This window comes from Tsukamurella pulmonis (assembly GCF_900103175.1).
Lineage (GTDB): Bacteria > Actinomycetota > Actinomycetes > Mycobacteriales > Mycobacteriaceae > Tsukamurella > Tsukamurella pulmonis.
Window position 1 is genome coordinate 637,677 of the sequence record NZ_FNLF01000002.1, and the last position, 18,000, is coordinate 655,676.

General features: G+C 70.4%; 16 protein-coding genes and 1 tRNA gene. 9 read left to right on the forward strand and 8 right to left on the reverse strand.

The features are described 5' to 3' along the window. The first annotated feature begins 230 nt into the window (after positions 1-230). The 3 genes from BLQ62_RS03360 to topA all read left to right on the forward strand — a co-directional run bounded on the left by BLQ62_RS03360 (position 231) and on the right by topA (position 4,275). Positions 231-434, forward strand: a complete 204-nt coding sequence (locus tag BLQ62_RS03360) for a cold-shock protein (RefSeq protein WP_013128449.1) — start codon at positions 231-233, stop codon at positions 432-434. A 135-nt stretch (positions 435-569) separates the two neighbouring features. After that, complete coding sequence (locus tag BLQ62_RS03365) at positions 570-1,148, forward strand: hypothetical protein (protein ID WP_068536655.1); 579 nt, start codon at positions 570-572, stop codon at positions 1,146-1,148. Positions 1,149-1,317: 169 nt separating this feature from the next. Then, on the forward strand, positions 1,318-4,275 hold the full coding sequence (gene topA, locus BLQ62_RS03370; protein ID WP_068567292.1) for a type I DNA topoisomerase: 2,958 nt from the start codon (positions 1,318-1,320) through the stop codon (positions 4,273-4,275). Positions 4,276-4,362: 87 nt separating this feature from the next. On the opposite strand, the gene BLQ62_RS03375 is transcribed toward topA, so the two are convergent. Beyond that, complete coding sequence (locus BLQ62_RS03375; RefSeq protein ID WP_068536652.1) at positions 4,363-5,892, reverse strand: adenylate/guanylate cyclase domain-containing protein; 1,530 nt, start codon at positions 5,890-5,892, stop codon at positions 4,363-4,365. Between the two features lie 63 nt (positions 5,893-5,955). Between BLQ62_RS03375 and BLQ62_RS03380 the strand changes: the two genes are divergently transcribed. After that, the gene (locus tag BLQ62_RS03380; protein WP_068567290.1) at positions 5,956-7,176 is read left to right on the forward strand and encodes a DNA polymerase III subunit delta'; all 1,221 of its coding nucleotides are present in this window, start codon (positions 5,956-5,958) and stop codon (positions 7,174-7,176) included. Between the two features lie 27 nt (positions 7,177-7,203). On the opposite strand, the gene BLQ62_RS03385 is transcribed toward BLQ62_RS03380, so the two are convergent. The 3 genes from BLQ62_RS03385 to BLQ62_RS03395 all read right to left on the reverse strand — a co-directional run bounded on the left by BLQ62_RS03385 (position 7,204) and on the right by BLQ62_RS03395 (position 11,845). Next, positions 7,204-8,883, reverse strand: a complete 1,680-nt coding sequence (locus tag BLQ62_RS03385) for a serine/threonine-protein kinase (protein ID WP_068567288.1) — start codon at positions 8,881-8,883, stop codon at positions 7,204-7,206. 82 nt (positions 8,884-8,965) lie between these two features. After that, positions 8,966-10,459: a flavin-containing monooxygenase gene (locus tag BLQ62_RS03390; RefSeq protein WP_068536637.1), complete on the reverse strand. Its 1,494-nt coding sequence runs from the start codon at positions 10,457-10,459 to the stop codon at positions 8,966-8,968. 141 nt (positions 10,460-10,600) lie between these two features. After that, on the reverse strand, positions 10,601-11,845 hold the full coding sequence (locus BLQ62_RS03395) for a PucR family transcriptional regulator (RefSeq protein WP_068536634.1): 1,245 nt from the start codon (positions 11,843-11,845) through the stop codon (positions 10,601-10,603). A gap of 52 nt (positions 11,846-11,897) precedes the next feature. Between BLQ62_RS03395 and BLQ62_RS03400 the strand changes: the two genes are divergently transcribed. The 3 genes from BLQ62_RS03400 to BLQ62_RS03410 are packed head-to-tail and all read left to right on the forward strand — an operon-like array spanning position 11,898 to position 13,893. Next, the gene (locus tag BLQ62_RS03400; protein ID WP_068567286.1) at positions 11,898-12,854 is read left to right on the forward strand and encodes an arsenic resistance protein; all 957 of its coding nucleotides are present in this window, start codon (positions 11,898-11,900) and stop codon (positions 12,852-12,854) included. 30 nt (positions 12,855-12,884) lie between these two features. Next, complete coding sequence (locus BLQ62_RS03405) at positions 12,885-13,463, forward strand: hypothetical protein (RefSeq protein ID WP_083350787.1); 579 nt, start codon at positions 12,885-12,887, stop codon at positions 13,461-13,463. A 37-nt stretch (positions 13,464-13,500) separates the two neighbouring features. Beyond that, a complete protein-coding gene (locus tag BLQ62_RS03410; RefSeq protein WP_231857666.1) occupies positions 13,501-13,893 on the forward strand; it encodes an inorganic diphosphatase in 393 nt (130 codons plus the stop codon). 3 nt (positions 13,894-13,896) lie between these two features. On the opposite strand, the gene BLQ62_RS03415 is transcribed toward BLQ62_RS03410, so the two are convergent. The 4 genes from BLQ62_RS03415 to BLQ62_RS03430 form a co-directional block, all read right to left on the reverse strand. Next, a tRNA-Thr gene (locus BLQ62_RS03415) sits at positions 13,897-13,972 on the reverse strand. 150 nt (positions 13,973-14,122) lie between these two features. Beyond that, on the reverse strand, positions 14,123-15,115 hold the full coding sequence (locus BLQ62_RS03420) for an ABC transporter substrate-binding protein (RefSeq protein ID WP_068536626.1): 993 nt from the start codon (positions 15,113-15,115) through the stop codon (positions 14,123-14,125). Positions 15,116-15,190: 75 nt separating this feature from the next. After that, complete coding sequence (locus BLQ62_RS03425) at positions 15,191-15,439, reverse strand: type II toxin-antitoxin system antitoxin (protein WP_068536624.1); 249 nt, start codon at positions 15,437-15,439, stop codon at positions 15,191-15,193. Further along, entirely contained in the window at positions 15,439-16,359 is a 921-nt protein-coding gene (locus BLQ62_RS03430) for an SPFH domain-containing protein (RefSeq protein ID WP_068567440.1), read from the reverse strand. Before BLQ62_RS03430 ends, BLQ62_RS03425 begins: the two co-directional genes overlap by 1 nt. A 275-nt stretch (positions 16,360-16,634) precedes the next feature. On the opposite strand from BLQ62_RS03430, the gene BLQ62_RS03435 reads away from it, so the two are divergent. Together BLQ62_RS03435 and BLQ62_RS03440 are read left to right on the forward strand one after the other, a co-directional pair. After that, positions 16,635-17,117, forward strand: a complete 483-nt coding sequence (locus tag BLQ62_RS03435; protein ID WP_082756684.1) for an SgcJ/EcaC family oxidoreductase — start codon at positions 16,635-16,637, stop codon at positions 17,115-17,117. A gap of 151 nt (positions 17,118-17,268) precedes the next feature. Further along, positions 17,269-17,979 carry a hypothetical protein gene (locus BLQ62_RS03440; RefSeq protein ID WP_068567283.1) on the forward strand — a complete coding sequence of 237 codons (711 nt, stop codon included), beginning with the start codon at positions 17,269-17,271 and terminating at the stop codon, positions 17,977-17,979. Positions 17,980-18,000 lie beyond the last annotated feature (21 nt).

Sequence of the window (18,000 nt, forward strand, 5' to 3'; positions counted from 1 at the left end):
CCGCTGTTGCTCGCTGAGAAATCGTGATTGACTGTATGCGGTCGCAGCTCCCGTCGGCGGTCCGAGAGGATCATCGGGGGATCGATGTTGCGGGCGTGGTACTGAAGGTTTTTGTGTGCGGTCTCCGCAAACGGCTCCAGAAAGTATGGCGGCCGGAACCGGCCAGGAGTCGCACCCCACTCGGGGAACGGTTCCTACACCGGTAGTAAGACAAGTTAGGAAACATCTCAATGGCACAGGGCACTGTGAAGTGGTTCAACGCGGAGAAGGGCTTCGGCTTCATCGCTCCCGCCGACGGCTCGGATGACGTGTTCGTCCACTACTCGGAGATCCAGGGCAACGGCTTCCGTACGCTCGAGGAGAACCAGCAGGTCGAGTTCGAGGTCGGCCAGGGCACCAAGGGCCCGCAGGCCACCGGCGTCCGCGCTCTCTAAGAAACCTCCGCACCACGCGTATAGGCTTTCTCGCAGCACCCTTCCACCGTCTCGGTGGAAGGGTGCTGTGCATTTCACAGCCCGTTCGACGTGTCGGCCGCACCGTGGGGTGAGGCCGCGTTCTAGGCTCATCACGTGTCCCAACTGTCACTCTTCTCCGCCGAGCAGACCGAGCCGTCGCCCCGCGACCTGGCCGGCCTGCTCGCGACGACGGGGCAGATCGTGCAGTTGGGCGGTGCCGCCCGCGTCTCCGCGGTCGTTCCCGACCAGTGGCGTGCCGACGCCCTCGCCGTCATGATCGAGGAGGCCGGCCTGCGCGCGCAGCTCGACCTCTCCGAGGAGGGCAACCCGCTGGTGCGCACCCTCGCGGCGCCGGAACTGCAGCCGATGGCGCTCGCCTGGACGCGCGGCGCGGTGAAGACGGCACCGTCGACCTGGGTGCCCGGCCCCCGCGCCCTGCGCGCCTGGGCGCTCGCGGGCGGCGAGGTCGACGGCGTGCACTACCTGCTCTCCCTGGACCCCCACGCGCCCGAGAGCGCCCCCGTCCTGGCGACCGCCCTCATGCGTGCCGGCGTGGCGCCCACCCTGGTGGGCACCCGCGGGGCGAAGCCCGCGTTGCGCGTCTCCGGGCACCGCCGACTCCTGCGGCTGCGGGAGAGCATCGGTGACCCGCCGGCGGGCGCCGACGCCGCCGCGCAGTGGCCGCAACCCTGACACCGGATCGGACTCGCAGCACGGATTCCATGAGGCGTGCAGTGGCCCCTGTATATAAGGTGGGGCGAAAGGTGCGGCAGAATGCGCACTGGAGTGACCACCGCCGTCGCACGTGACGCGAGGGGTCGAGGTGGTGACGCAGTGCCACCGGAGCAGATCAGGAGGGTCGATGGCGGCACGTGGAAAGGCAGCGGCGGGAGACGGCCTGCAGCGTCTGGTGATCGTGGAGTCCCCGGCCAAGGGCAAGAAGATCGGCGACTTCCTGGGGCCGAACTACACCGTCCGCGCGTCGATGGGCCACATCCGCGACCTCCCGAGCCGCGACAACCCGCTGCCCGAGGCCGACCAGGGCAAGCCCTGGGCCCGGCTCGGCGTCGACGTCGACCACGACTTCGAGGCCCACTACGTCACCTCCGCCAGCAAGCGCTCCACGGTCTCCGAGCTCAAGTCCCTGCTCAAGCAGGCCGACGAGCTCTACCTCGCGACGGACGGTGACCGCGAGGGCGAGGCCATCGCGTGGCACCTGCAGGAGGTGCTCAAGCCGAAGGTCCCCGTCAAGCGGATGGTCTTCCACGAGATCACCCAGCAGGCCATCCAGGCCGCCGCGGAGGAGCCGCGCGAGCTCGACATGAACCTCGTCGACGCGCAGGAGACCCGCCGCATCCTCGACCGCCTCTACGGCTACGAGGTCAGCCCCGTGCTGTGGCGCAAGGTCAACCAGGGCCTCTCGGCCGGCCGTGTGCAGTCCGTCGCGACGCGCATCATCGTCGACCGCGAGCGCGAGCGCATCGCCTTCCGCACCGCCGGCTACTGGGACATCGCCGCGCAGCTCGACGCGGGCGCCGAGGCCACCCCGCGCACCTTCGGCGCGCGCCTGGTCACCGTCGACGGCGACCGCGTCGCCACCGGCCGCGACTTCGACGCGCAGGGGCAGCTCAAGAAGCCCGCCGGCATCACCGTACTCGACGGTGCCCGGGCGAACGCCCTGGTCGAGGGCCTGCAGGGCGCGAACCTGACGGTGACCTCCGTCGAGGAGAAGCCCTACACGCGCAAGCCCTACGCGCCGTTCATGACCTCCACCCTCCAGCAGGAGGCCAGCCGGAAGCTGCGGTTCAACACCGACCGCACCATGCAGATCGCGCAGCGCCTCTACGAGGGCGGCTACATCACCTACATGCGTACCGACTCGACCACGCTGTCCGAGACCGCGATCGCCGCGGCCCGGGACCAGGCGCGGCAGCTGTACGGCGCCGAGTACGTGCACCCGACGCCGCGGCAGTACACCCGCAAGGTCAAGAACGCGCAGGAGGCGCACGAGGCGATCCGCCCCGCGGGCGAGACCTTCCAGACGCCGGGCGCGTTGGCGTCGGTGCTGAACTCGGACGAGTTCCGCCTGTACGAGCTGATCTGGCAGCGCACCGTCGCCTCGCAGATGGCCGACGTCAAGGGCACGACGCTGAGCCTGCGCATCGGCGGCGCGGCCTCGACCGGCGAGAGCGTCGAGTTCGCCGCCTCGGGCCGCACCATCACCTTCCCCGGCTTCCTCTCGGCCTACGTCGAGACCGTCGACGACCAGGCCGGCGGCGAGGCCGACGACGCCGAGTCGCGGCTGCCGCAGCTGGTCACCGGCCAGGCGATCACGGCCGCCGAGCTGGCCGCCGCCGACCACGTCACCAGCCCACCGGCGCGCTACACCGAGGCCTCGCTGGTCAAGACCCTCGAAGAGCTGGGCATCGGCCGGCCGTCGACCTACGCCTCGATCATCAAGACCATCCAGGACCGCGGCTACGTCGTGAAGAAGGGCAACGCCCTCGTCCCGCAGTGGGTGGCGTTCGCGGTGATCGGCCTGCTCGAGGGCCACTTCGGCGGCCTCGTGGACTACAACTTCACCGCGTCGATGGAGGACGATCTCGACGAGATCGCCGGCGGCCGCGAGGGCCGGGTCGACTGGCTCACCCGGTTCTACTTCGGCGACGGCGGCCCCGAGGGCGACGGCGCGGCCGTCTCCGGCGCCGACGGCCCGGGCCCCGACAGCCCCGGCCTGAAGAACCTCGTCGCCGCGAACCTCGACGCCATCGACGCCCGCGCCGTCAACTCGATCCCGCTCTACACCGACCCGGACGGCAACGTCGTCTACGTGCGCGTGGGTCGCTACGGCCCGTACCTGGAGCGCACCGTCGCGCCCAAGGAGGGCGAGACCGAGCCGCAGGTCCAGCGCGCCAACATCCTGGCGTCGATGACCCCCGACGAGCTGACCGAGGAGGTCGCGGAGAAGCTGTTCGCGACCCCGCAGGACGGCCGCCCGCTGGGCATAGACCCGGCCACGGGGCACGAGATCGTCGCCAAGGAGGGCCGCTTCGGTCCGTACGTCACCGAGATCCTCCCGGAGCCCGAGAAGGATCCCGAGGCGGAGGACCTGGACGAGGCGGCGGCGAAGCCGAAGACGCGCAAGAAGAAGGCCGAGGGGCCCAAACCGCGCACCGGCTCGCTGCTCAAGACGATGGACATCGAGACCGTCACGCTCGAGGACGCGCTGCGGCTGCTATCGCTGCCGCGCGTCGTGGGTGTCGATCCCGAGTCCAAGGAGGAGATCACCGCGCAGAACGGCCGCTACGGGCCGTACCTGAAGAAGGGCACCGACTCCCGCTCGCTGGCCACCGAGGAGCAGATGTTCACGGTGACCCTCGAGGAGGCGCTCAAGCTGTACGCCGAGCCCAAGCGTCGGGGCCGTGGCGCGGCCGCCGCGCCGCCGCTGCGCGAGCTGGGCAACGATCCCGTCTCCGGCACCGCGATGGTCATCAAGGACGGCCGGTTCGGCCCGTACGTCACCGACGGCGAGACCAACGCCTCGCTCCGCAAGGGCGACGAGGTCGCGACCATCACCGACGAGCGCGCCTCCGAGCTGCTCGCGGACCGTCGCGCGCGGGGACCGGTGAAGAAGAAGGCCACCAAGAAGGCGGCGGCCAAGAAGGCGCCCGCGAAGAAGGCACCGGCGAAGAAGGCCGCCGCCAAGAAGACGGCGGCCAAGAAGACCACCGCGAAGAAGACGGTCGCGAAGAAGACCACGGCCGCGAAGAAGGCCACCGCGACGAAGTCCACCGCGACGGCGTCGAACGACGCGTCCTGACGCATCACTCGCCCGCTGGAGCGACACGGCGGGTGATGCGGTCCGATCCGCCGGCGTCGCGCGGCGCCGGCCGCCCCCCGGTGGCCGTCAGTCCTCGACGGGGCGCGCCAGCTGCGTGAGCTGCCCGCGCCCGCGCAGCTCGATCGCCTCGCCGAGCGTCCACATCGCCTGCTCGGCGGGCGTCGCGGACTCGACGGCGCGCCCGGCCGCGAGCAGCGACGAGGGCTCCGACTTGGCGATCTCGGTGATCCGCGCCGCCTCGTTCACCGGGTCACCGATCACCGTGTACTCGAAGCGGGCCTTCGCGCCGATGTGCCCCGCGACCACCTGACCGGCGGAGACGCCGATGCCGAAGCCGGTGCCGCCGAGGACCTCGCTGAGCTGGATGCGCATCTCGCGGGCCGCCGCCAGCGCGGCGCCGGCGGCGTCGGGGTGCGGGAGCGGCGCCCCGAAGATGGCCAGCGCCGCGTCGCCCTGGAACTTGTTGACGAAGCCGCCGTGCAGGTCGACGAGGTCGACGACGACCTTGAAGAAGTCGTTGAGCAGGTCCACGACCGCGGCGGGCTCCTCCGTGACGGCCAGTTTCGTCGAGCCGACGAGGTCGACGAACAGCACGCCGACCTCGTTGATCTCGCCGCCGAGGTGGGTGCCGTGCTCGAGCGCCTGCCGCGCGACGTCCTGCCCGACGTACCGGCCGAACATGTCGCGCATCCGCTGTCGCTCGGCCAGGTCGTGCACCATGTCGTTGAAGCCGGCCTGCAGGAGGCCCAGCTCGCTGGAGTCGTAGATCTTCACCGAGGCGGTGAAGTCCCCGTCGCGGACCTTGCGCTGCGCGCGGAACAGGTCGCGGATGGGATCGCCGATGGACTTCGCGGCGCGCACGGTGCCGAGCAGGCCGGCGGCCAGCGCGACGACGCAGAGCAGCAGCACGGGGTTGATCAGCGTGGGCGCGTTCGGGTCGATCACGCCCAGCTCCTGCGAGGCGATCACCATGATGATGCCGACGATCGGCGTGGCGGTGCCGAGCACCCAACTGAGCAGGATGCGCGTGGTCACCGACAGTCCGGCGGAGCCCTGCGGCTCCTGGGCCAGTGCGGCCACGGTGATCGGGCGCAGTACGCGCTCGGTCTGCATGTAGCTCAGCGCGCACGTCGTGATGGCGCCGAGCAGCACCGTCAGCGCGACCACCACCCGGATGCCGCTCGACGAGTTGAAGTTGATGACCACGAAGATGATGCCGCCGATGAGCCAGAAGAAGGCCTGCATGAGCGCCATCCGCAGGGGCAGGTTCAGGGCCATGCGGGAGATCGCCGGATCGTGCGGGGCGCTGCGCCGGTGCCAGCGCAGCACGGGCAGCACCAGTCGCAGCCCGATCAGCATGCCGAGCACGCTCGCGCCGATCAGGTAGGTGATGAAGACCAGTAGGTTGATGCCGCTGATCTCCTGCAGCTGCACCGACTGCTGCACGGGTAGCGCGAACCGCAGGAAACCGAAGACGAAGACCGCGCCCAGGATGTTCGAGCGCAGGATGTCCAGCGCGAAGATCGGCCAGGGGGTCTTGGCGAGCCACCGCGCCAGTCGCAGTGCGCGACTGAGTCTGCTCTTCGGTGCTGCCACCGCTCCAACTTAGCCTGCGCTGTGTGATCGGGGGAGGGCCAGTCGGATGGCTAAGCTGTGGGGGTGAGCTCAGTGTTCGATCGCCTGGTGGGGCAGGAAGCGGTGGTGATCGGCCTGCGGGCCGCCGCGGCCGCCGCGCGCGAGGTCGTGGCGGACGGGGGCACCGTCGCCGATCTGGCGGGATCGTCCATGACGCACGCCTGGTTGTTCACCGGTCCGCCCGGATCCGGGCGGTCCGTCGCGGCGCGCGCGCTCGCCGCGGCGCTGCAGTGCGACGATCCGGTCGAGCCCGGTTGCGGGCACTGCCGGGCCTGCACCACGGTGCTGGCCGGCACCCACGCCGACGTGCGGTCGATCGCCCCCGACGGCTTGTCCATCGCGGTCAAGCAGATGCGCGAGGTGGTGGCGGACGCGTCGCGCCGGCCGTCCGTCGGCAACTGGCAGATCGTGCTCATCGAGGACGCCGACCGGCTCACCGAGCAGGCCGGTAACGCGCTGCTGAAGATGGTGGAGGAGCCGCCGGCGCAGACCATCGTGCTGCTGTGCGCGCCCACCGTCGATCCGGAGGACATCTCCGTCACTCTGAAGTCCCGGTGCCGGCACGTCCCGCTCGTCACCCCGTCGGCGCCCGCCATCGCCGCGGTGCTGGAGAAGGACGGGATCGACGCCGAGCGTGCCGCCTGGGCGGCCGGGGTGTCCGGCGGGCACGTCGGGCGGGCCAAGCGCCTCGCGACGGATCCGGAGGCGCAGAAGCAGCGCAAGCAGGCGCTGGGCCTGGCGCGGGCGGCCACGTCGGAGGGCGTCTACGGCGTCGTCGAACAGCTGCTGCGCGACGCGGAGAGCACGGCCAAGGAGCTCAACGCCGATGTCAACGAGCGCGAGACCGAGGATCTGAAGACGGCGCTCGGCGCGGGCGGCGTCGGCCGCGGCACCGGCGGCGTGATGCGCGGCTCCGCGGGCCAGCTCAAGGACCTGGAGAAGCGGCAGAAGGCCCGCGGCACCCGCGCGGTGCGCGATGCCCTCGACCGCGCACTCATCGACCTCGCCGCGCTGTTCCGCGATGCGCTGGTGCAGGGCACGGGCGCGCGGGTCACGCTCATGCACCCCGACGAGGCCGAGCAGACCCGGCGGCTCGCCGGCTACGCCCGTCCCGAGGGGCTGCTGCGCTGCGTGGAATCGGTCCTGGAGTGTCGCGAGGCGATCGACCTCAACGTCAAGCCCGTCGTCGCGCTCGACGCGATGGCCGCGGGCGTCTCGTCGGCCCTGCGCGACCACCGCTTCTGACCGCACGCTCGGACACCGTCCGATCGGCTAGTTCCCGCGCAGCTGCACCTGCTCGATGGTGGTCTGCCACTTACCGCCGGTGATCTGTGAGAGCCCGGTGATCCACACCAGCACGTAACGGGTCTTCGCCCCGTCGCGGGCGGAGAAATCGGTGGCACCGCTGGTGAGCGAGCCCTCCCACACGGTCGAGGTCTGATCGAGCGAACTCACCGAGCTCGACGGTGCCGTCCGGATCTGCACCGAGGAGCCCGAGCTGGGCGAAGTGATGGTGCCCGAGGTGATCGTCGCCTCGCGATCGAGGGTCAGGAGGAATCCGGTGCCCTTCTTGAGGCCGCCGAACTGGGGACCGGAGTAGTACTCGTACGTGCGCCACGGCGGCGTCGCGCCGGTGAGCACGTTGTCGAGGTTCTTCGATTGCTCCGAGCTGTCCTGGAAATTGATGAGCCGCACGGACGCGGCCGTCAGCGCCGATCCGCTGGTCGGGCCGTTGTCGCCGCTCTCCCGGACGAGGAAGATCCCGCCGGCCACCAGCGCGACGACCACCAGCAGCGCGCCCAGGACGAGCGGGATGCTGCGCCGGCGGGGACGGCTGTCGCCGCCGTACTCGGCCGGCGGGTACTGCTCGGCCCGCACCGGCTCCGCCGTCGTCGACGGCGGCAGCGCCTCCGCCCGGGTCGGGGCGGGGGACTGGGGAGTCCCGGGCGACGGGTACCCGCCCGTCGCCGGCCCGTAGGCACCGGTCGACGGTCCGTACGCGCTCGTCGACGGTCCGTACGCACCCGTCGGCCGGCCGGCCGGGCTCGCCGCCGTCGACGGTGCCGCGTACCCGCCGGTCGACAGTGCCGGGTGCTCGGCGGTGCCGCCCTGTGCGGGCTCCGCGGGCAGCTCGCCCCGCAGGCCCGCGACGAACTCGGCGCAGGTGGCGTAGCGGTCTTCGGGGCGCTTGGCCAGGGCCTTGCGGAAGACGGCGTCGAGGTGGCCCGGCAGCGCCGGGTTGCGGGTGGTGATCTTCGGCGCCGGCTGGTTCAGGTGCGCGGAGATGACGGCGGCGGGGGAGTCGCCGGGGAAGGGCGGCTCGCCGGTGAGCAGCTCGAAGACCGTGCAGCCGAGCGAGTACAGGTCGGCCCGGTTGTCGAGGATCTTGTTGTCGAAGGCCTCGGGCGACATGTACGCCATGGTCCCGACGGTGATCCCCGTCGACGTGACGCCGACGGCCTCCCCGGCGGCCTTGGCGATGCCGAAGTCGGCGAGCTTGACCTGCGGCGCACCGTCGGAGTCGAAGGCCACGAGGATGTTGGCGGGCTTGACGTCGCGGTGCGTGATCCGCGCCTGCCGGTAGGCGTAGTCGAGGGCGGCGCCGGCACCGTCGGCGATCTCGATGGCGAGCGGCAGCGGCATGGGCCCGCGCTGGGCGAGCATCTGCGAGGTGTCGGGGCCGGCGACGTACTCCATCGTGATCCACAGCCGGCCCTGGACCTCGCCGCGGTCGTAGAGGTGGATGATGTTGCGGTGGTTGAGCTGCGCGAGCACGTACGCCTCGCGATCGAACCGGGCCTTGTACTGCGGGTTGCTGCTGACGGAGGTGTGCAGCAGCTTGAGCGCGTCCTGCCGGGGCAGGCGCGGATGCTGGACGAGGTACACCTCGCCCATGCCGCCGCCGCCGAGCTTGCGGACCACCCGGTAGCCCGCGATCTGCTGCTCGTTCATCCACTCCCTCACACCGCGACCGCCCGTCGGCCGCACCGAGTCAACGGTAGCGGTAGACGGGCGGAGGCGGCGATAGCGCAGGTCAGACGGTGACCTTGGCCTGCTTGCTCGAGCTCAGGCGCAGGCCGGACTCCTCGCCGAAGGAGAGCTCGCTGTTGAGGCGCTTGGCGTCCTCGAAGTAGCTCATGGACATGCGCCAGTCGTCGGCCTCACCCTGGCGGGGGAGCTCGCCGAGGGCGCGCTGGACGTAGCCGGCCTCGAAGTCGAGGGCGGGGCGCGTGGCCATGTCGGGATCGGCGACGGCGACGGCGGTGTCCAGGCCCTTCGCGTCCATCGTCCCGATCAGCTTGGTGATGTACTTCCACAGCATGCCGACCTTCAGCGTCCACGACGAGTTCGTGTAGCCGATGGCCAGGGCGGCGTTCGGGACGCCGGAGAGCATCGCGCCGCGGTGGATGACGGCGTTCGGCACGTCCACGTCGCGGCCGTCGACCGACAGCGTCACGCCGCCGAGCAGCTTGAGCTTGAGACCGGTCGCGGTGACGATGATGTCCGCGTCGAGGTGCTCGCCGCTCGCCAGCTCGATGCCGGTCTCGTCGAAGGTGACGATCTTGTCGGTCGCGACGGCCGCCTTGCCCGAGCGGATGGCCTTGAACAGGTCACCGTCGGGCACGGCGCACAGGCGCTGGTCCCACGGGTTGTACGGCGGGTTGAAGTGCACGTCCACCGGGTAGCCCTTGGGCAGGCGCTTGGCGTTCTCGTTGCGGATGATCTTGCGCGCCAGGTCCGGGAAGCGCTGCGCGAAGACGTACACGCCGCGCTGCTGCCAGATGAACCGCTTGCGCGAGAGATCGTGGCCGATCTTGTGGCCGAAGGCGCGGTGGAACAGGTTGGTCAGGGGGTCCTGCTTGGGCACCGGCATGATGTACGTCGGCGTGCGCTGCAGCATGGTGACCTGCGCGGCGGGCTTCTCGCTGGTCAGCAGCGACGGGACGAGGGTCACCGCGGTCGCGCCCGAACCGATGACGACGACCTTCTTGCCGCTGTAGTCCAGGTCCTCGGGCCAGAACTGCGGATGGATGATCTGCCCGGCGAACTTCTCGCGACCCGCGAACTCGGGCGTGAAGCCCTGCTCGTAGTCGTAGTAGCCGCTGCCGAAGAGCACCCAGTTCGCGGTGAGCACGATGCGCTCGCCGGCGTGGTCCACCTGCACGGTCCAGCGGCCGTCCTCGCTCGACCAGTCCGCGGAGACCACGCGGTGGTCGTAGCGGACCTTGTCGACGAGGTCGTTCTCGACCATCGTCTCCTGCAGGTAGTCGAGGATCTTGTGCGCGTCGGCGATGGAGTCCTTGGCCTCCCACGGCTTGAACTCGTAGCCGAACGTGTGCAGGTCCGAGTCCGAGCGGATGCCGGGGTACTTGAACAGGTCCCACGTGCCGCCGAACGTCGCGCGCCCCTCGAGGATCGCGAAGGACTTCCCGGGCAGTTCGGTGGTGATGTAGTGGCCGGCGCCGATGCCGGAGATGCCGGCACCGATGACGATGATGTCGAGGTGCTCGGGTGTGGTGCTCGTCATGCTTGTCTCTCCTGGTCCGAGGGCTCAGTGATAGAACCGATGATTCACTCTCTCGCTCGGACGGGGTGTGCGGCCAGCGCAGAGTGCACCCGGATGCTCCTCGCTCTGGTGCAGATCGTCACGCGGGGCCGTCGTGCCGCATCACGCCGGCCCGTCGGGGCCGAGCCACCGCAGCACGTCGAGCGCGACGGCGACCCCGGTGGGATTGTCGGCGAGGGGGCGGGGCAGCAGCTCGTCGGCCCTGGTCAGGCGGCGGATCACCGTGTTGCGGTGGGTGTAGAGCCGCTCGGCGGTGCGGGAGGTGTTGAACTGCTCCTCGACGTACGCCGCGACGGTCTCCCGGGTCTCCTGATCGGCGGTGAGCAGATCGCCGAGGGTGTCGCGGACGAACTCGTCGGCCTTGCCGGTATCGCTCGTGACCAGCGAGATCAGCACGACGTCGTCGTAGCGCGCGACCCGCCGCCGGGTGCGCAGGCGGGTCATCACGCGTTGCGCGGTGCCGGCGTCGAGGTGGCTGCGCCGGAACCCGTCGAGGTCCTCGCCCGGCCGGCCGATCGCGACCCGGACCTCGGGGTGGTCGGCCAGTTCGCGGGCCAGCTCGCCCGAGTCGGGGACGACGGTGCCGGGCAGCCACAGCCACAGCGCCGACGCACTCGCCACGACGGTCAGCGCGCGCGTCGTGCCGGTGTGCCGGGCCAGTGCGTGGGCCGCGGCGTCCAGGTCGCCGACCGGCCCCGTCGTCCAGACGACCGCGGCGGTGTGCGGCCCGGTCAGTCGGTAGCCCAGCTGCTGTTCCGCCCGGGCCCGGGCGATCGGGGCGCCCTCGAGGATCAGCGAGACCGCGGCCAGACGGTCCGCGTTGGTCCCGGTGGTCAGCTGCTCGCGCTCGCCGGCCATCCGGATCGTGATGGCGTCGATGGTGTCGTCGACGTACGTCGACATCGACGCCCACGTCACGGCGAGCAGCTCGCGCAGCTCGGCGGGATCGTCGGTGAGCTCGAAGCAGACGTCCATCCACAGCGTCCAGGCGGTGTTGAGGCCCTTGCGATAGGTGTCGATGCCGTGCAGGTCGAGGCCCCGCCGGACCAGGTCGCGGGCGACGGCGAGGGCGTCCGCGGAGTCGATGTTCGGCGGCACCCGGGCGCCCGGGTGGGCCAGGTTGTGCGCGGCCCAGTGCAGCATGACGGCGGTGTCGGAGTTGCGGACCAGCTCGGCCAGCGTCGGATCCGCGGCGATGGGGGAGAGGATGATGCCGGTGAGCGTGGCGTCCTGCAGGGCGGTCACCCACTCCTCGGGGGCGTTGCTCGCGAACTCCGCGGCGCGCCGGATCAGCTCCTTGACCCGATCCGAGGGTTCGGGCCAGCTCTGCTCCGTCGGCGCACCCATGGGTGGAACCCTACTGACCCCGCCCCCGAACTAGGGTGTGCGCGTGGCGGGAATGCGGTCGACGGCCGAGTGGGCGGAGGACCACCAGGTACCGCTCTACCTCGTGGGGCTGGTTCTCGGTGCCGCCCTCGGCCTCGCCGTACCGACGGTGGCGGGCCCCGCGGAGGCCGTCATCAACCCGGTGCTCGCGCTGCTGCTCTACGCCACGTTCCTGGGGATCCCGTTCGCGCGGATCGGGGAGGCGCTGCGCGACGTGCGGTTCCTGAGCACTGTCCTGGCGGTCAACTTCGTGGCGGTGCCGGTGGTGGTCTTCGCGGTGTCGCGGATCGTCGCGCACGACCGGGTGCTGCTCGTCGGCGTGCTGTTCGTGCTGCTCACGCCCTGCATCGACTACGTGATCGTGTTCAGTGGACTCGCCGGGGGCGCGAAGGACCGGCTGCTCGCGGCGGCGCCGCTGCTGATGCTGGTGCAGATGGCGCTGCTGCCGCTGTACCTGTGGTTGTTCGTCGGCGGCGAGGTGGTGCGCACCATCGACTACGGGCCGTTCCTCGCGGCCTTCGCGTGGGTCATCGCGGTGCCGCTGCTGCTCGCGGGCGTGACGCAGTGGGCGGCGGCCCGGAGGCGGTGGGGTGCCGTGCTCGCCGACGGGATGGTCGGCGCGATGGTGCCGATCATGGTGCTGACGCTGGCCGTCGTGGTGGCGTCGCAGGTGGCGGGGGTGCGCGACCAGCTCGCGTCGCTCCTGCTCACGATCCCGGTGTACGTGTTGTTCGCGGCGGTGATGACGCCCGTCGGCGCGGCTGCGGGCCGGCTCGCCCGGTTGGACGTGCCGGGCCGGCGCAGCGTGGTCTTCAGCGGCGTCACACGGAACTCGCTGGTGATCCTGCCGCTGGTCCTCGCGCTGCCCGGCGCGTACGGGCTGGCGCCGCTCGTCGTGGTGACGCAGACCCTCGTCGAGTTGGTGGTCATGGTGCTCTTCGTCCGCCTGATCCCGCGGTTGATCCGCTAGCACGAGTTCACTGATCGCTATCCTGATGTGATGGATGCGGATCCCGGTCAGTCAGCGGCCCGGCGGGTGACGCCGCTCGGCGTGGTCGGAGCCGTTCTCGCCGTGCTCGTCGCGATCGAGGTGCTGGCCTGGCTGTGGGGCCACACCGTCGGCGCCGAATTCGGGTGGTTCGCGGCCACCTTGCTCACCGGGTTCGTGCTCATCGTGATGTGGCTCGTCTATCTCGTGACCTGGGCGATCCGGCGCAGGCGGTTCGCCTGGCACCTCCTGATCATCCCGGTCATCGGCGTGCTCGGTCTCGCCGCGGCGTTCACCGGCCTGCCGCAGAAGGCGAGGTGGTCGTACGACGAACCTCGCCTCACCTCGGCAGCCCGAGCCGTGCTGGCCGATCCGCGACCGGAATTCTCCGAACACGGCAACCGGCGGATCGGCTCGCAGGAGGTGTACGGGACGGACAAGGCCGGCGGGGTGGTCACGTTCTCGATCCTCGGTGGCGGCTTCAGCGTCATGACGCTCGAGTACCGACCGGACGGGAGCTCCCCGACGTTCGGTGGCGAGGTGCGGGGCGAGAAGCTGTCCGACGACTGGTGGCTGGTCCTCATCGACTAGGCATCGCGCCACGATGTGGGGTGCCTACGATGCCGTCGTGGTCCTCGAATCCGATCGATACTTCGCCGCGCTCGACGAACTGATCAGCACGTCGACCCTCGTGATCGATCGGCGAGCTGGAAGCGCGCATCCACGTATCCCGCACGCCGTCTACCCGCTCGACTACGGATACCTGGTCGGCACGACGGGCGGTGACGGCGACGGGATCGACGTCTTCGTCGGCACGGAAAGGAATTCCGGCTTGGTCGGAGTGCTCCTCACGGCTGACGTGGCCAAGCGCGACGCAGAGGTGAAGTTGCTCGTCGACTGCGCTGCGACCGAGATCGATGAAGTGCAGCGGTTCCTGACCGAGGTCTTGGGAATCGGTGGTGTTCCCGTACTACGGGCGAAACGGAAACAGGCCGGGTACGAGACCCGGCCTGACCTGTGATTCTGGAGCTGCCTGCGAGAATCGAACTCGCGACCTTTTCATTACGAGTGAAGCGCTCTACCGACTGAGCTAAGGCAGCGTGGCCCCACGCGAACGCGTGACCGAGGACCAAGTGTACTGACCGCCCCGTCGACCACCAAATGCACCGCTCAACTGGGCTGCCCTTCTGGCACCCGCTCCCGTGGGAGCCGGGGCGAACCGCGCGAGCGTCCGCCCCGGCACCGTCGGACTACTTCCCCGAGATCCACGCCGGGATCGCGGGACCGGGCACGTCGAAGGCCTTCGCGATGTCGGCGAGGATGTGGTACGCGCCCTGCACGCTCACGGCGCTCATCCACTCGGCGTCCTTGACCTCCACGGTCTTCGGCTCGAGCGGCGCCCACAGCGGGTTCTGCCGGAACGTGTTGAGCGAGTCGGTTCCCTTGTCGCCGTTGGTGGTCACGAAGATCTTCGTCCCGTCGGCAGCGGGGATGCGCTCGGCGCTGATCTCGGTCATGAACTCGTCGACGTCCTGCGACGCGGGGCGTGCGAGACCGGCGTCCTGCAGCACGATGCCGGAGAAGGACTTCTTGCCGTACAGGCGCGTGGGGCCGTCGAGGAAGCGCACCACGGAGATGGTGGTGTCCGGGCCGGCCTTCGCCTTGACCGCGGAGCCGACGGCGCGCGCCTGCGCCTCGTACTCCGCGAGGCGCTGATCCGCGAGGGTCTCCTTGCCGAGGGCCTTCGCCAGCAGCCGGATGTTGTCCTTCCACGTCGGGCCGGTGGTCTCGCTGAAGACGGTCGGCGCGATGCCGGCGAGCTGCGGGTACTCCTTGCTGTGGCGCACCTTCGCGCTCACGATGAGGTCGGGCTTGACCGCGACGATCTTCTCCAGCGACGGCGAGGCCAGCTTGCCCACGCTGACGGCCTGCGCGCCGTAGTTCGTCGCGGACGCGCCGAGGTAGTCGGGGAGCTTGCTGCCCAGGGTGTTGTACTCGGTGAACGCGACGACCTGGGTGTCCAGCATCAGTGTCGCGTCGGTGAAGGAGGCGTCGAGGGCCGCCACTCGCTGCGGCCGGGTCGGGATGGTCGTCGAGCCCATCGCGTGCTCGACGGTCCGCGGGAACGCGCCGTCGGCGGCGCTGCTGCCGGTCGCCGTGTCCGACGGTGCGCCGCTGCCGCACGCCGTGAGCGCGCCGATCGTGAGGGCGGCGAGCGTGACGCGCGCCAGGGAGAGCTTCATGTGTCCGGTTGTCCTTCCGTCGCGAAGATCGCGAGAGGGAAGGCTACGCTGCCCTTACATCGCGGACAACTGTCGTTAGTGCTGGTCAGGGTTCGCGGGCGGTCGTCCGGGGCCGCGCATGGGCCGCACGCGCGACGGCATCCGGCCGGCGTCGTCGAGCGCCCGGCGCAGGAGGAACTCGATCTGCGCGTTGACGCTGCGCAGATCGTCGGCGGCCCACTTGGCCAGCGCGCGGTACACCTCGGGGTCGATGCGGAGCGGGACCGCCTTGCGGCCCCGCTCCGGTCGGTCGCCCCCGGTGTCCGGGGAGTCCGTCGAGCCCACTAGCTGTACAGGCTCCCCGTGTTCACCACGGGTGTGGTGCGGCTGTCGGAACACAGCACCACCAGCAGGTTCGAGACCATCGCCGCGCGGCGCTCGTCGTCGAGCTCGACGGTGCCGTTCTCCTCGAGCCGGACCAGGGCGTTCTCGACGATGCCGACGGCGCCCTCGACGATCTTCTCGCGGGCCGCGAGCAGGGCCGAGGCCTGCTGCCGCTGCAGCATGGCGCCGGCGATCTCCGGCGCGTAGGCGAGCGATGAGATGCGCGCCTCGAGGATCTCAAGCCCGGCGAGTTCGACGCGCGCGGCGACCTGTTCGGCCAGTTCGGCGGCCACCTGGTCGGTGGATCCGCGCAGTGAGGTGGCGCCGGCCACGGCGTCGTCGGCGTCGTACGGGTGGCTCGTGGTCACGTGCCGCAGCGCCGATTCGGCCTGCGAGACGATGAACTCCTCGTAGTCCTCCACGGCGAAGGTGGCGCGCGCGGTGTCGGCGACCTGCCAGACGATGATCGACGCGATGTTCACCGGGTTGCCGGTGGAGTCGTTGACCTTGAGCTCCGCGGTCTCGAAGTTGTGCACGCGCACCGAGACCCGCTGTCGGGTGGTCAGCGGTAGCACCAGGCCGAGGCCCTGCGTGCGCACGGTGCCCACGTACCGGCCGAAGAGCTGCACCACCAGCGTGTGGCCGGGCGCGACCACGACGACCATGCTGAGCAGGAGCAGCGCGACGATGCCGAGCAGCACGCTGACCACGACCAGGGCGGGCGTCTCCGCCGCGATCGACAGCACGACGAGGCCGACCGCGCCCGCGACGAGTGCGAGGAAGCCGACGAAGGCCCCCACCGCGGCGCCGGCGCCTCCGTGCCACGCCGACCGCTCCGTGATCGCGACCTGGGTGTCCTCGGGTTGAACGATTGCTGTCATCACCCCTCCTTATTCTGATATCACTTATCTAAGTGATATCAGTTTTTCGTTCGCGACGTCAAGAACGCGTCAGGGCTGCGTCAAGCCCGCTTCCGGGCGGGTCCCGCCCGCAATAGCGTTCCGAGTCATGACCTTCCTGCTGATCGTGACCGGCGTCCTGCTCCTGTTGCGCCTGCTCCACGAGCTGTACTACCGGCACGCCGACGGTCGGGCGATCGAATCGCACTGAACCGAAGCCTTGACCTCAACCGGGGTTGATAGGCGAGCCTGGAGGCATGGCTGACGACCTCACGCGGGCGGATTCCCGCGGCCTTCCGGACATCCTCGGCGACGGTGCCGCCGCCGACGCCACGGCGATCGTGGACTTCGTCGCCGAGGTGCTCGAGGCGCAGCGCGCCGGCAGCGTCCCGCGCGTGCGCTCGCTGTTCCGCGACGACGCGGTGTGGACCACGGCGCACGGGCGCCGCCTGCACGGCCGGGCCGCGATCGACGCCTTTCTCGCGCGCACGGTGCACGGCGCGATGGCGCGCGGGGCCGCGGAGTACGCCGTCGAGCGGATCCTGTTCGTCCGCCCGGACGTGGCCGCGGTCAGTGTCCGGGTCCGGCCCCTCGGCCCCGACGGTGCGCCGCTGCCGTCGGTCCCCGACTCGGCGCCGCTGTACGTCCTGTCGAAGGATGACGGTGCCTGGCGCATCGCCGCCGCGCAGTCGACGGCGGTCTTCGACGATCCGGCCGCGCAGCACAGGCGCGCCGGGTAGCGTTCGGCGCGTCGCTGACGCCCGGTTCGGTGATCTGCGCGAACCGCCTCCCGCCAAACTGGAACCTGTTACAGTTCTGCCCACGATACCGTGAGCGTCGAGCTGTCCTGCCTGGGCTTTTCCGACGGCGCTGCGGGAGAGGGGTAGCACAATGGCGGTAACGAAGCCCGAGGTCGACGACGCGGCACTCGACGAGTCCGGCGCCACCACGACCGAGATCGACACGACCTCCCGGCCCGCGCCGGCGCAGCCCGCCGCGAAGCCGAAGCCCACCGCGAAGCCGGTGAAGGCGGCGAAGGTCGCGGAGGAGAAGCCGCCGAGCGGCATCGTCGTCACGCCGCTCATGCTCGGCCTGTCGGCGGTCGTCGTCCTGCTGGCCGTCGCCGCGACGGCGTTCGGCTTCCTCTGGCAGTCCGCGTCCTCGGACCGCGACGAGGCGCGCGATCAGCTCGCGGCCGTCACGCAGACGCAGGAGACGAACGCACGCGCCGAGGACATCGCGAAGAAGTACGCGATCGGCGCCGCCACCATCGACTACCAGAACCTGGGCACCTGGCGCACCGCACTCACCGCGGGCACCACCGACGAGCTGGCGAACGAACTCCGCGAGGCGTCCACGCAGTTCGAGCAGATCGTGGTGCCGCTGCAGTGGCAGTCCACCGCCACCCCGCTCGCCACCGTCGTGACCGGCGACAAGGACGGCCTGATCACGCTCAACGTCTTCCTGAACATGATCACCAAGACCACGCAGCGCCCCGAGGGCATCCCCTCCACGGCCACCTACACGCTCACCATCGACTCCAAGCAGGATTGGAAGATCAGCGACGTGAGCGGCATGGACGCCGCGCTCAAAGGCAAGTGACCCTTCCACGGGAAACGGCGC

Bases quoted from the DNA above. Each gene is read 5' to 3' on its own strand.
- BLQ62_RS03360 (WP_013128449.1), top strand. From the start codon at position 231: ATGGCACAGGGCACTGTGAAGTGGTTCAACGCGGAGAAGGGCTTCGGC.
- topA (WP_068567292.1), top strand. From the start codon at position 1,318: ATGGCGGCACGTGGAAAGGCAGCGGCGGGAGACGGCCTGCAGCGTCTG.
- BLQ62_RS03385 (WP_068567288.1), bottom strand. From the start codon at position 8,883: ATGAACGAGCAGCAGATCGCGGGCTACCGGGTGGTCCGCAAGCTCGGC.
- BLQ62_RS03390 (WP_068536637.1), bottom strand. From the start codon at position 10,459: ATGACGAGCACCACACCCGAGCACCTCGACATCATCGTCATCGGTGCC.
- BLQ62_RS03395 (WP_068536634.1), bottom strand. From the start codon at position 11,845: ATGGGTGCGCCGACGGAGCAGAGCTGGCCCGAACCCTCGGATCGGGTC.
- BLQ62_RS03400 (WP_068567286.1), top strand. From the start codon at position 11,898: ATGCGGTCGACGGCCGAGTGGGCGGAGGACCACCAGGTACCGCTCTAC.
- BLQ62_RS03405 (WP_083350787.1), top strand. From the start codon at position 12,885: ATGGATGCGGATCCCGGTCAGTCAGCGGCCCGGCGGGTGACGCCGCTC.
- BLQ62_RS03420 (WP_068536626.1), bottom strand. From the start codon at position 15,115: ATGAAGCTCTCCCTGGCGCGCGTCACGCTCGCCGCCCTCACGATCGGC.
- BLQ62_RS03430 (WP_068567440.1), bottom strand. From the start codon at position 16,359: ATGACAGCAATCGTTCAACCCGAGGACACCCAGGTCGCGATCACGGAG.
- BLQ62_RS03435 (WP_082756684.1), top strand. From the start codon at position 16,635: ATGGCTGACGACCTCACGCGGGCGGATTCCCGCGGCCTTCCGGACATC.
- BLQ62_RS03440 (WP_068567283.1), top strand. From the start codon at position 17,269: ATGGCGGTAACGAAGCCCGAGGTCGACGACGCGGCACTCGACGAGTCC.